The sequence below is a fragment of the Exiguobacterium sp. s181 genome (assembly GCF_018617125.1).
Lineage (GTDB): Bacteria > Bacillota > Bacilli > Exiguobacteriales > Exiguobacteriaceae > Exiguobacterium > Exiguobacterium profundum.
In genome coordinates this window covers 21,658-33,956 of record NZ_JACSJM010000006.1, presented here as the reverse complement: position 1 = coordinate 33,956, position 12,299 = coordinate 21,658, and the positions used below count along the sequence as shown (strand labels likewise).

11 protein-coding genes, 1 pseudogene and 1 riboswitch are annotated in these 12,299 nt (G+C 42.6%); of the genes and pseudogenes, 5 read left to right on the top strand and 7 right to left on the bottom strand.

Going from position 1 to position 12,299, the window contains the following annotated elements:
- Window positions 1-58: 58 nt before the first annotated feature.
- Both KNO70_RS14730 and KNO70_RS14725 read right to left on the bottom strand, forming a co-directional pair.
- A complete protein-coding gene (locus KNO70_RS14730) occupies window positions 59-811 on the bottom strand; it encodes a 3-oxoacyl-ACP reductase (protein WP_029336160.1) in 753 nt (250 codons plus the stop codon).
- A gap of 194 nt (window positions 812-1,005) precedes the next feature.
- Entirely contained in the window at window positions 1,006-1,221 is a 216-nt protein-coding gene (locus KNO70_RS14725; RefSeq protein ID WP_114167518.1) for a hydroxyethylthiazole kinase, read from the bottom strand.
- Window positions 1,222-1,352: 131 nt separating this feature from the next.
- A riboswitch (TPP riboswitch) is annotated at window positions 1,353-1,454 on the bottom strand.
- 351 nt (window positions 1,455-1,805) lie between these two features.
- Here KNO70_RS14725 and KNO70_RS14720 point away from each other — a divergent pair.
- A complete protein-coding gene (locus tag KNO70_RS14720) occupies window positions 1,806-2,678 on the top strand; it encodes an IS30 family transposase (RefSeq protein WP_214758454.1) in 873 nt (290 codons plus the stop codon).
- Between the two features lie 166 nt (window positions 2,679-2,844).
- On the opposite strand, the gene KNO70_RS14715 is transcribed toward KNO70_RS14720, so the two are convergent.
- Window positions 2,845-3,198 (bottom strand): winged helix-turn-helix transcriptional regulator, encoded by a 354-nt coding sequence (locus tag KNO70_RS14715; protein WP_101190298.1) that lies wholly within the window; start codon window positions 3,196-3,198, stop codon window positions 2,845-2,847.
- A 194-nt stretch (window positions 3,199-3,392) separates the two neighbouring features.
- On the opposite strand from KNO70_RS14715, the pseudogene KNO70_RS14710 reads away from it, so the two are divergent.
- Window positions 3,393-4,379, top strand: a pseudogene (locus KNO70_RS14710) (Gfo/Idh/MocA family protein).
- A gap of 15 nt (window positions 4,380-4,394) precedes the next feature.
- Here the strand turns inward: KNO70_RS14710 and KNO70_RS14705 are convergent.
- From KNO70_RS14705 to hxlA, 4 genes are all read right to left on the bottom strand, one after another.
- Window positions 4,395-5,246 carry a Cof-type HAD-IIB family hydrolase gene (locus KNO70_RS14705; protein WP_101190296.1) on the bottom strand — a complete coding sequence of 284 codons (852 nt, stop codon included), beginning with the start codon at window positions 5,244-5,246 and terminating at the stop codon, window positions 4,395-4,397.
- Window positions 5,247-5,306: 60 nt separating this feature from the next.
- Window positions 5,307-5,924: a cyclase family protein gene (locus KNO70_RS14700; RefSeq protein ID WP_101801553.1), complete on the bottom strand. Its 618-nt coding sequence runs from the start codon at window positions 5,922-5,924 to the stop codon at window positions 5,307-5,309.
- Window positions 5,925-6,094: 170 nt separating this feature from the next.
- Window positions 6,095-6,649, bottom strand: a complete 555-nt coding sequence (gene hxlB, locus KNO70_RS14695; protein ID WP_101190294.1) for a 6-phospho-3-hexuloisomerase — start codon at window positions 6,647-6,649, stop codon at window positions 6,095-6,097.
- A gap of 1 nt (window position 6,650) precedes the next feature.
- Window positions 6,651-7,292 (bottom strand): 3-hexulose-6-phosphate synthase, encoded by a 642-nt coding sequence (hxlA, locus tag KNO70_RS14690; RefSeq protein ID WP_101190293.1) that lies wholly within the window; start codon window positions 7,290-7,292, stop codon window positions 6,651-6,653.
- 612 nt (window positions 7,293-7,904) lie between these two features.
- Here hxlA and zwf point away from each other — a divergent pair.
- The 3 genes from zwf to gndA are packed head-to-tail and all read left to right on the top strand — an operon-like array spanning window position 7,905 to window position 12,236.
- The gene (gene zwf / locus KNO70_RS14685) at window positions 7,905-9,422 is read left to right on the top strand and encodes a glucose-6-phosphate dehydrogenase (protein WP_214758456.1); all 1,518 of its coding nucleotides are present in this window, start codon (window positions 7,905-7,907) and stop codon (window positions 9,420-9,422) included.
- Window positions 9,423-9,453: 31 nt separating this feature from the next.
- A complete protein-coding gene (locus KNO70_RS14680; RefSeq protein WP_214758458.1) occupies window positions 9,454-10,827 on the top strand; it encodes a glucose-6-phosphate isomerase in 1,374 nt (457 codons plus the stop codon).
- On the top strand, window positions 10,824-12,236 hold the full coding sequence (gene gndA, locus KNO70_RS14675) for an NADP-dependent phosphogluconate dehydrogenase (RefSeq protein WP_214754979.1): 1,413 nt from the start codon (window positions 10,824-10,826) through the stop codon (window positions 12,234-12,236). The genes KNO70_RS14680 and gndA overlap by 4 nt, the downstream gene beginning before the upstream one ends.
- The last annotated feature ends 63 nt before the right edge of the window (window positions 12,237-12,299 follow it).

Genomic DNA, 12,299 nt, shown 5'->3' with positions numbered 1-12,299 from the left:
CTAAGACTAGACCAATATATTATGCCTTCCTATCTTACATATGGAGGTAATAATACATTTAGTTCATCGTTAGTCCACCATCTACTGTGAAATTTTGCCCTGTGATACCTTCCGCCTCTTTAGATGACAGATAAACGACCAAATGGGCCACCTGTTCCGGAGTTGTCACTTTTCTCAAAGGTGTAGAATTAGCAATCAGTTCAAAGACCTCTTGAGACGTTACTGAACTGGCATCAGTCACTTTCAACAAACCACCTGATACGACATTTGCTTTAATTCCGTATTGTCCCAGTTCAGAGGCTATATTGCGTGTAAAACCTATAAGTCCTGCTTTTGCGGTTGTATACTCGTGGTAGGGGACAACTGGATTTTGGTAGAGATTCGTACCAATACTGATGATACTTCCGTTTTGTCTCTCCATGAATTGGGGTAAGACACTTTGAATCGCATTGAAGGCCCCTTTTAATGTTCCATCCAGCTGTCTTTGATAATCTTTCCATGAAAGATCTATAAAAGACTTTTGCTGTATCGGATCGAATTTGAAGTCTACCAATGCATTATTGACCACCACATCAATTTGACCAAAATAGTTGGTCGCCACTTTCACCATCTCATCCACTTCTTGGCGATTTGTCACATCAGCGTATAGAGCTATAGCATTTTGTTCACCGAGCTCCGAAACAAGTCCTTCTGCCTTCTCTTTACTTTTGTAATAGTTAATCACTACATTAAACCCTTTTTCAACTAAAGCTTTTGCTATCGTAGCACCAAGACCCTTGCTACTTCCTGTCACCAAAACTGTTCTTTTCACGTCACCACTCCTATACTTTTAGTTGCAATCGCAAGTACAAATCAAAAAGTGAAAGATATTACCCCTGCACTGCCTTTAGTCTTTCCAATAAATCTAATTCTTCCGTACCAACTTTAAATGAATGTCTTTCTGAATAGTACTATCGGTTTACTGTTTAGGTAGAACCGATAAAGAATGTCGTTCAAACCTTTTCCCTAAAACCCAGGCGAGTAGAGCTCCACTAATGAAGCCAGCAGTCCTGTTCCAATCACCTCACTACCGGCTGCCATTATTCTCCTCTGTGTATACTTGTACAGTAGTCCTGCAAATGAGCAACCTACAGCGAGCAATCCATTAGCTTGAAAATTTGCAAAGATCTGATTTGTAATACAATGTACAATTGGCGCTCTTTCACGAACAGAGAGTTGCATGAGTATCCCTCCGCACTCGGTTGCTTTTTTAAACTGTTGTACAATGATCCATGCCTATTACCCCTTTCTTGAACGCAAAAAACCGCCTCCTGAAGATAGGAGGCGGCGAAAGACCAGTTAAATAGAAAGTATAAAAGGTTCGCACACTTCCCTCCGCTGGTATGACCCAGATCAGGTTCAAAGGGTCCGGACTCTTGTCCGTCTCAGCCAATTCGGCTCCCCTAGTGTATTTAGGTATTTTGTTTTCACGACCACTATAACAAATCCTAATTTTTATGTAAAGCCTGGTATCTACTGTCTACAGAGGTTGTGCAGGAAGTAAACCTTGTCTTACGAGTGTTTCGTACTAGATGTTTTAATTATAAGATACCTATTAGCTTGTATGATATTTTAAATGAGCTCTGATTTATAGGAATTGCTCTTCTTATTTTTCCCCCTCCCTAAAACCACACCAGGCTGTTTTTTTATCCTTGATGAATTATAAAATTAAGTGCAACATCTGAACGTGAACACAAAAAAGCCCATGACGCTTTCCTCGTGTAGAATGAAGTCACCACAACACACATTCAGACGGAGGAAATCTCATGAGCTACACCCATCTTACCACAACGGAACGCGTGAAAATAGAGACCTATCTGGAGCTCGGGATGTCCATCCGGTCCATCGTGAGACGGCTCGGGCGTCATCCCTCGACCGTCTCGCGGGAGGTCAGACGGAACCCCGGCTACGAATCGGGACGTGCCCAGCAGCGCTACGTGAAGAAGAAGGCAAACTGCGGCGCCAAGACGAAGCTCGACGAGGCGACTCGCCGGACGATCACCGAGAAACTGTGGGCGACCTGGTCGCCGGAACAGATCGCCGGTCGTCTCTTCGACGAGGAAATCGCCTTCTCGACCATCTATCGCTGGATTTACTTGGGACGGATTGACGTGCCGACATCCGTGCTCCGCCAGAAGGGCAAGCGTCAAAAGCCGGTCGAGACGCGGGGGCGATTCAATGTCGGATTGTCCATCGCCAAGCGCCCGAGAGAGGTGCGTGCACGCAAGACATTCGGGCACTGGGAGCTCGACACCGTGGTCTCCGGACGTGGGAAGTCGAAGGCATGCGTCGCGACGTTCGTCGAGCGGAAGAGCCGGTTCTACATCGCCCTCCCCGTGGCCGCGTTCAGGACGGCGACGACGGACCGAGGCAAAGAGTTCAGCTGTCACGAGCGTATTCGGACGTCGCTCGGCGTGCCACTCTATTTCGCCGACCCGTACGCGTCCTGGCAACGAGGGAGCAACGAGAACGCCAACGGTCTCCTCCGCGAGTTCTTCCCGAAAGGAACGGACTTCGCGCAGGTCGGTGACGGCGAACTCGCGGATGCGCTCGCCAAGATCAACGGGCGACCGAGAAAGTGCCTGGACTGGAAAACCGCACACGAGGCCTTCACCGAGGAAGTGTTGCGCTTAATTTGACAAACCGTCTTATAAAAAAAACACCATTCGACCGAATGGTGTTCCAGATTGTAGACAAAGTCACGTTTCAGTTCGCCTGAAACGTGACTTTGTCTACAATCTGAGCGGATTTCATTTTACTGAAATCCGCTTTATTTTATTCAGCTATTTTTAAATACCTACTAACTTAGTTGTTTTCTATTTGCTGATCCAAGTTTTGCTCGATGTATTCTTTGCCCCATTCGTACATGGAATCAAGAATTGGAATAAGGCTTCTTCCTTGTTCGGTAAGTGAGTACTCCACTTTCGGCGGAACCACAGGGTATACTTCCCGGTGGACAATCAAATGATCTTCAAGTTCACGCAATTGATTCACGAGCATCCGTTGCGTGATGCCTGGCATAAGACTTTTTAATTCCCCAAAACGTTTAGTTCCTTCTTTTCCTAAATGCCATAGCACTAGCATTTTCCACTTTCCTCCGATGATGGAAAGTGTCAGCTCTTTTTCACAATTAAAAACTTTCTCTCCTAAATTAGGCATCTATTTTCTTTCCTTCCTTGTTATACTTCTATCGTATACTTTTCGATACTATGTGATAAAAAAGTCAGTACTATAATTAATGTAACTTACTAATTGTACTAGATATAGAATGGTTAGTAAATTTTTTTAGCATTGGAATAATGTCTTTGCAATTGTGGGCGATAATGCAATAAAAACAGAAAAGAGGATAAAAAATGATACGAATCGGCATAGTGGGTACTAATTGGATTACAGAAATATTGCTTGAAGCGGCAAAAGAGATTGAGAATTTTAAATTAGCAGCCGTTTATTCCCGAACGTTGGAAAGAGCAGAGGAATTTGCCAGTCAATAAGGAATAACTAAAATTTTTACTGACTTGGAAGAAATGGCAGTCAGCGATGAAATCGATGCGGTTTATATTGCCACACCCAACTCATTCCATGCTGACCAAGTCGTCTTGTTTTTTAAAAACTCCAAACATGTATTATGTGAAAAACCGATGGCTGCCAATGCAGCAGAAACAGCGAAAATGATTCAAGAAGCGAAAGATCATAATGTGCTGCTTATGGAAGCGATGAAATCTACGTTGCTTCCAAACTTTAAGGCCATTCAAAATAATCTGCACAAAATCGGCCCTATCCGCAGATACTTTGCTAGCTATTGCCAGTACTCATCGCGTTATGATGCATACAAAAAAGGAACAGTATTAAATGTATTTAATCCAAATTTTGCGAACGGTTCATTGATGGATCTGGGCACCTACTGTTTATACCCGCTCATTTTACTGTTCGGCGAACCAAAAGAAATAAAGGCCACAGGTCTTATCCTGGATTGCGGTATAGATGACGAAGGAAGTGTCCTATTGAAATATGATGACAAAGATGCGGTTATCATTTATTCAAAAATCACAAATTCCACTTTACCAAGCGAAATCCAAGGGGAAAAAGGAATTATGGTGATTGATAAAATACATTCAGCCGAAAAAGTGGACATTCATTACAACGATGGCACTGTTGAATCAGTGACAGTAGGACAACCTCAGCCCGCTATGTATTATGAAGTGAAAGAGTTTATCGATTTAATCAGCCAAAAGAAAACGGAGTCACTTGTTAATTCGTTTGAAAACTCCTATACCACCATGTGCGTAATGGATAAAGTCCGCCAAGAAATCGGCCTGTCCTATCCAAGTGATTCCAAGTAAACGGTCTTCAATTGATCAGGCCGTCGGAAGCGAATCAGAATTTTTTTCTTCTATATAATTGGAAGTATTCACTGGCTCTAAAATAAACTTTTCTAATACGTGAAGCACCCCTTCTTCATTGTTCGTAAAGGTCGTATAATCAGCCATAGCTTTCACTTCCTTTACGGCATTTCCCATTGCTATACCGAGACCGGCTGTCTCAATAAGTTCGATGTCATTATAGTTGTCACCAATACCGATTATTTCTGAACGGTCTATACCAAGTTTTTTCGCTAAGCATAATAGGGCACTACCTTTGTTTGCCTCGGGATGGGTGATTTCAAGGTAGTGTTTTTTTGATTTTGCGATGTGAGCATACTTGCCGAATAAGGTTTGCAATTCATTTTGTAAGTAATCGAGGACGATTGGTTCTTCGATAAAAAGTAGTTTTGTCACGCCTTTTTGGGCAAGCTTGATGAGATTGGGCTCTATCCGATAGGGCACTTTAACTGCTTCAGAATAAGCAATCAGCTTGTCATTTTCTACGGCACTGTAGAGAATATCATCTTGGTATATTTGTAGATGTAATTTTTTCTCACGAGAAATTTCGATTAACTTTTGTGCAATATCGGGAGGAACAGTGCGCTCATATATTACTTCTTTTTCATTAACATCCTTGATCAATGCACCTTGATAAGTGATGAGCGGTACATTTATACCCAACTGCAGGGCAATGAGTTTCGCAGAGGAAAACATGCGGCCCGTAGCAATCGTAACAATTGTCCCCGCTTCCACCGCTTTTTTAATAGCGGTTACTGTATTTGGTGAAATCATTAAATCGTCTGTGAGCAATGTCCCATCGAGATCGATCGCGACCAATTTATACATAGGCTCTCTCCTTACAATTATGTTTTATCTTTCATGGAAAAATGATTGAAACAGAAAAATTCAACTTAATCCTTCAAACAACAATACTCGCGCAGGTGAAGCCTCCGTACCTACTAATTTCAAAGGCGCGGCAACCATAAAGTATTGTCCTTGCTCCACTTCCTTCAATCTCAGGCCCTCTATGATGATGATGTCATTTGCAAATAAGGTTTTATGCGTCGGATGCCCTTCTTGGCTTCTTTCAATTCCAAGCGCATCTATTCCAACCCCGCGAATCCCTAACTCAGCAAGATAGCTTGCTCCATCTTTTGCCAGATAGACAAAATCAAAATTAAACTTTTCCTCAAACGAGTTTTTCGTTTTTAATAAAATAAAATCTCCTTTTTGAAGCTTGAATCCTTCTAAGTCCGTTTTTGAAATTCCGTTCTTTACTGCCGTCAAATCGAGAACTTGACAAGGCCCTACAAGACTGTCCAGCGAAAGCGATTCGAATGTCTCTCCATCCACATTCATATGAAGCGGCGCATCGATATGCGTTCCGGTGTGCACATCCAGATCCAGCCGCGTTTCCGTAACATAGCCGTTTGTCTGCTGATTGATTTTCGGCTGTTTTTCCGGTTTGTCCTTGTAAACGGTCATGCCTTCATAGATCGCCCCTGTTACATCATACATTTTCATGTAATCCAACCCTCCATTAGTAATATTGTCTTCAATGATACCTTCACCTTCGCATGCCATTTATACAGTTGTCCAATGAAAATACTTTGGTGCAAAAAAGTTCAAGCTTGATAAACAATTAGAAATAAGCTTGAGCTTAAAAAATCTTAAACTCAAGCTTATTCGTTGTTCTATTCTAAATTCGCATGTCTGCCATACATGACATCGGATTTGAGTCCCTTTTTATCCATGAATCTCAAAATCACCGCGTCATAAAACACAAGAAGCGACTGTTCAAACAATGATCCCATCGGTTGAATCGATTTGCCACTAGTGCCCTCCCCTTTTGCTTGTGCCGGTATTTCAATTCGAATATCCGCCAGTTTGCCTATTGTAGACTCAGGGTTTGTAGTAACAGCCACTATGGTTGCACCGATGCTTTTGGCTTTCTTCGTCATGGCTGCGAGGCTTTGGGTCTCCCCGGAACCAGAACCGACAATGAAAATATCATCGACTTCCAGGTTCGGTGTCACCGTTTCTCCAACCACATACGCATCCAGGCCTACGTGCATCATACGCATCACAAATGCCTTAGCCATAAAGCCGGATCGGCCCCCGCCTGCCACAAATATTTTCTTTGCACGCAGGATGCCGTCCACTGCCTTTTCGGCTTCCTCATCATCAATGAGAGCAGTGGTCCGCTTCAATTCAGCCAGTATTTCGTCTGTATAGCCCGCCGTGTTCATATTACGCCGTGACACTTTCTTTCATCATCTTTTGAATTTTTTCCGCTTCCGCGCCCTTGTTCTCTTTGCTTGTAATTCCACCGCCGACAATGATTAAATCCGGTTGTGCTTTAATGACTTCCGGCAATGTCTCCAGTTTGATGCCGCCTGCAATAGCAGTTTTGGCATTTTTTACGACGCTTTTGATTGTACGAAGATCTTCGAACGAATCTTTCCCTTCCGCTTGCAGATCGTAGCCTGTGTGGACACAGATATAATCCGCGCCAAGTTCATCAAGCTCTGCGGCCCGTGTTTTGATATCTTTTACGGCGATCATATCCACCAGGATTTTCTTACCTTGTTTTTTCGCTTCTTCAACTGCGCCCTTGATGGATGAGTCTTCTGCCTGAGCAAGAATCGTAACAATATCTGCTCCTGCAGCAGCAGCATTTGATACTTCATAAGCTGCAGCGTCCATAATTTTCACATCTGCAAGAACTTCCAGGTTAGGGAAAGCTGCTTTTATTTCTGCGACAGCTTTAAGACCTTCTTTATTGATGACTGGCGTCCCGATTTCAACGATGTCGATAAACGCCTCTACTTCTTTAACCACTTCGATTGCTTGTGGAATGTTTACTAAGTCTAAAGCTAATTGTAATTTCATGTGTCATTCTCCTTGTTGTCGTATTTTTGATTCTGACTTAGTGTAAAACCTACAAGCATTGTTGTGAAGTACGCACTTTAATTTCACATACTGACAAAAAGTATACTGTCGGCGGCTATCACAATGGTAATCTGTTTAATTTCATATATATGCATTTATTTCTTAATGTATCTGATTAACTTTATAGTTCTATTAAGACCGCTTTAAGATAATCCAATTACTTTTTCCTTTTCACTAAACACTCAACACGACTTATCCAGTTTGAAAATCAATTACTTGTTTCTTATCCGAATGAGCTATTGTAACTTTTTTGCAATAGATTACTTTCGATAATGGGATTTAACCTTTGTTATTTCTCCCTCAAAAAATCCTAAATTCCTTAACTTCTAAAAAATATTTCATGATAGAGATATTTTGTATATCAGATAAGTTTTTAAGAACCGGATCCCTGGTGAATTTCCTCCTCTTTCCCTTGCTACAGTATACTTTTTGTAAGTATATGTTTATAAAGTGCTTACTTACATAAAAAACTTTGAGTCATTATACTAAAACCTGTTGCGATTATCAGTCATGCCAGAGACACATGATTTTAAGAGTAGGAGGTTTTAACATATGCACACCGAGAATCTGCTTGAAGAATTTAATTTTCAAAATGATTTATTTGAATTTAAACAAGAACGGCCCCTGCAAAACATGACATTTGTCTTGTTCGGAGCAACAGGAGATTTAGCACAACGCAAGTTATTTCCTGCTCTGTACAATCTATACCTGGACGGGAAGTTACCTGAAACCATCTCCGTTGTCAGTACCGGCAGAGACTATTGTTCGGATGAAACCTTTCAGTATAAAGTGGAAAAAGCACTTTACGCATATTCCAGAAGGTCCATTCACGCTTCATCTTTGCCAGCTTTTTTAGAGAAATTTCGGTATTGCAGCTTTGATGCGACAGAAAAAGAGTCTTACTACAAACTGCGCGAACTTATTGAAAACAGGGAAAACGAGTTGGGTATTCCTCAAAATCGGCTGTTTTACTTGTCTGTGGCCCCCAGCTTAATTGATATTATCACGTCCCACCTTAGTAAAAGCGGAATCAGTCAAAACAACGGGTGGAAACGCCTCATTGTTGAAAAACCGTTTGGAAACAGCCTAAAAACAGCCAGAAAATTAAATGAGAATTTGAGCAACGTTTTCCGTGAAGAGGAGATCTACCGAATTGATCACTACCTAGGGAAACCTATGGTACAAAAACTAAGAACCTTGATCTTGGCGAATCCGATCTTGGAATCTTTGTTGAATCATAAACAAATTTCAAATGTCCAAATTACAGCAAGTGAGACTGTAGGTGTAGAAAACCGGGCTGATTATTATGATAAGGCAGGAGCCATCCGGGATATGGTTCAAAACCACCTTCTTCAGTTGGTCACAATGACAGCTGTCTATCTTTCGGATAACTTCATGGAAAATAAGGGCCGGGTGAAAAAGACAGACATTATTGCCTCTCTCCAACCCATCCGGAAAGAAAAAGCATACCAAAGCGTTGTCCGCGGCCAGTATGGTCCGGGAGAGGTTCAGGGCAACCCCGTCATTGGCTACAAAGAGGAGCCGGGGGTTAATGATTCCTCAACGAATGATACTTTTTTTGCAGCTCGCCTTTCTATCGAACACCCCTCATGGAATGGAATCCCCTTTTATATACGAACAGGAAAACGGATGAATCAGAAGTCGACACAAATTGTCATTGAATTCGAGAACAAGGTGATGGATTTAAATACACAGTTAGGAAGCTCTCCAAATTTAATGATTCTTGAAATTAGTCCAAATGAAAGCATTTCGTTGCGCGTAAATTTAAAAGATCCATCCAGCACTGGATACAAACCTGTTTGGATTGATTTCTCAACCAGCTCAGAAAATCAGCCGGAAGCATATGAACTTCTGCTCTATGATGCACTGTGCGGCGATTCAACGTTCTTTGCCGATTGGAGAGAAGTGGAACTATCATGGAAGTGGATTCAACCACTATTAGAAGCTTACCAAGAGGAGTTATTGCCTTTATATTCTTATCCAGCCGGTTCAACAGGTCCAGAAATGGCAAATGAGTTATTGCTGACGGATCAATCGAAGTGGTGGTAAAAAATAGTTCATTCAAAAGGAGAGAGATTACATGCCCGTTTCGTTTGATTTCACCAATGTATTATCGTTTATAACGAATAGCGAGTTTGAAAATATTAGCGAATTTGTCAAACAAGCGCATAACCAACTTCACCAGCAGACAGGACCGGGTTCTGACTACTTGGGGTGGATCGACTGGCCGATTAACTATGATAAAGAAGAGTTTCTCCAGGTGAAACTGGCTGCCGAAAGAATTCAGCAACAGTCAGATGCGCTGATTGTGATTGGCATCGGCGGCTCTTATCTAGGCTCCAAGGCAGCAATAGAAGCCTTATCACATACATTCCATAACCAAGTTAAAGGGAATACGGAAGTTTATTTTGCTGGACATAACATTAGCCCAACTTATATCACACATTTGCTTCAGCTACTGGAAGGGAAAGACATTTCCATCAATGTGATCTCCAAGTCCGGCACAACCACTGAACCCGCTTTAGCCTTCCGGATCTTCCGTACCCTTTTGGAAAAAAAGTATGGAAAAGAAGAAGCTAGAAATCGAATTTATGTCACAACCGACCGGAGCAAAGGTGCGCTTCGGAATCTTGCAGTTGAAGAAGGATACGAAACATTTGTCATTCCTGATAATATCGGAGGACGATACTCCGTTTTGACTCCAGTCGGTTTACTTCCGATGGCTGTAGCCGGGCTTAATATCGACCAAGTGATGCAGGGGGCAAAAGCTGCTTACCACGAATACAACAATCCCGTACTCGCTGCAAACGAAAGCTACCAATATGCTGCAGTAAGGAATATTTTTTATAATAAAGGAAAATCGATTGAACTGTTTGTAAGCTACGAGCCTGGCCTGCTTTCTACAGCAGAATGGTGGAAACAACTTTTCGGGGAAAGTGAAGGGAAAGATGAAAAAGGACTCTTCCCCGCTTCTGTCAATTTCTCCACTGATTTACATTCAATGGGGCAGTATGTGCAGGAAGGGCACCGTCTATTCTTTGAAACAGTTTTGCAAGTGAAGAAACCTTCCCTCGACCTTGTCATACAAGAAGATCCAGCCAATATGGATGGGTTGAACTTCTTAGCAGGAAAAACAATGGATGAAGTGAACAAAAAAGCGGCACTTGGAACTTCCCTTGCTCATGTCGATGGAGGTGTGCCGAATCTGGTCATTGAGCTAGACGAACTCAATGAATTCACCTTTGGCGAAATGATTTATTTCTTCGAAAAAGCCTGCGCGATCAGCGGCACTTTACTCGGTGTCAATCCATTTGACCAACCAGGAGTAGAGGCATATAAAACCAATATGTTTGCATTGCTTGGCAAAGAAGGATTTGAAAAAGAAAGAGAAAAGCTGGAAAATCGGCTGTTGCCGTCTGGCAACTCACAAAACGATGAGGTGAAAATACAATGAAGCAGCAAATTGGAGTCATCGGTTTAGGGGTAATGGGAAAAAACTTAGCCCTGAACATGGAGAGTAAAGGTTATTCTGTATCTGTCTATGATTATTGGACAGACCGAATCGACGAATTAGCTGAAAAAGAAGCACAAGGAAAAAAGATTTTGGGAGCATACAGTGTTGAAGAGTTTGTCCTTTCATTGGAAACCCCCCGCAAAATCTTGTTGATGGTGAAATCTGGAGACACGACGGATTCGGTCATTGAATCCCTCCTTCCCCACCTTCAATCAGGGGACATTCTATTAGACGGAGGAAATTCGTTTTTTGAAGACACGAATAGGCGAACAGCAAAATTACAAGAAGCAGGCTTGCACTTTCTAGGCGCCGGAATTTCCGGCGGAGAAGAAGGTGCCCGCAACGGTCCTTCCATCATGCCCGGTGGACCGAAAGAAGCATATGAACAAGTCAAACCTATTCTGGAAGCAATTTCGGCAAAAGTAGATGACACTCCTTGCAGTGCCTATATGGGCCCTGATGGAGCTGGCCATTATGTAAAAATGGTTCATAATGGCATTGAATACGGCGATATGCAATTGATATCCGAAGCCTATTTCATCATGAAACACGCGCTTGGCCTTTCTGTCCTAGAAATGTCCACTATATTCTCGGATTGGAACAAAGGGGAGCTTGACAGTTACCTTGTCGAAATTACCGCCGATATTTTGAACAAGCGGGATGAAGATACCGGGAAGCCGCTTGTTGATCAGATTTTGGATGTGGCCGGACAGAAAGGGACTGGGAAATGGACAAGCCAAAACGCGTTGGATTTAGGTGTTTCCCTTCCAATCGTCACAGAGTCCGTTTTCGCAAGGTTTATTTCCTCGGTCAAGGAAGAACGGGTCGCGGCAAGCAAAATTCTGCAAGGCCCTGAACCGAAAAAACAGGCAGGCGACTCCCAAGAAATGATTGAAGCCATCCGCAAAGCCTTATACATGAGTAAGATTTGCTCGTATGCCCAAGGTTTTGCCCAAATGCGTGCGGCATCTGAAGAGTATGGCTGGAATATTCCTTACGGGGACGTTGCCATGATCTTCCGTGGAGGATGCATCATCCGGGCGCAATTCCTGCAAAAGATCAAAGAAGCATTTGACGGCAATCCCGAACTGCCTAACTTATTAATTGATCCATATTTCCAGGAGATTATAGGGGAGTATCAGCATTCTCTACGAAAAGTGCTGACGCTGGCCATTCAGCAAGGAATTCCGGCGCCCGCTTTTTCTAGCGCATTGGCTTACTATGACAGCTATCGCTCTGAGACATTGCCAGCCAATTTAATCCAGGCACAGCGGGATTACTTTGGTGCCCATACGTACCAGCGTGTAGACAAAGAAGGTTTCTTCCACACCGAGTGGCAAGTAAAATAACCAGAAACAATAAGTATGTAGAAGCTTGTTAGAACATCACGTAATCAGACTGAAAGGCCTGTT

What these genes read in the sequence shown, in the direction of transcription:
- KNO70_RS14725 (WP_114167518.1), bottom strand. Translation starts at nt 1,221, where the DNA reads ATGCAACTCTCTGTTCGTGAAAGAGCGCCAATTGTACATTGTATTACA.
- KNO70_RS14720 (WP_214758454.1), top strand. Translation starts at nt 1,806, where the DNA reads ATGAGCTACACCCATCTTACCACAACGGAACGCGTGAAAATAGAGACC.
- KNO70_RS14715 (WP_101190298.1), bottom strand. Translation starts at nt 3,198, where the DNA reads ATGCCTAATTTAGGAGAGAAAGTTTTTAATTGTGAAAAAGAGCTGACA.
- KNO70_RS14705 (WP_101190296.1), bottom strand. Translation starts at nt 5,246, where the DNA reads ATGTATAAATTGGTCGCGATCGATCTCGATGGGACATTGCTCACAGAC.
- KNO70_RS14700 (WP_101801553.1), bottom strand. Translation starts at nt 5,924, where the DNA reads ATGAAAATGTATGATGTAACAGGGGCGATCTATGAAGGCATGACCGTT.
- hxlB (WP_101190294.1), bottom strand. Translation starts at nt 6,649, where the DNA reads ATGAACACGGCGGGCTATACAGACGAAATACTGGCTGAATTGAAGCGG.
- hxlA (WP_101190293.1), bottom strand. Translation starts at nt 7,292, where the DNA reads ATGAAATTACAATTAGCTTTAGACTTAGTAAACATTCCACAAGCAATC.
- zwf (WP_214758456.1), top strand. Translation starts at nt 7,905, where the DNA reads ATGCACACCGAGAATCTGCTTGAAGAATTTAATTTTCAAAATGATTTA.
- KNO70_RS14680 (WP_214758458.1), top strand. Translation starts at nt 9,454, where the DNA reads ATGCCCGTTTCGTTTGATTTCACCAATGTATTATCGTTTATAACGAAT.
- gndA (WP_214754979.1), top strand. Translation starts at nt 10,824, where the DNA reads ATGAAGCAGCAAATTGGAGTCATCGGTTTAGGGGTAATGGGAAAAAAC.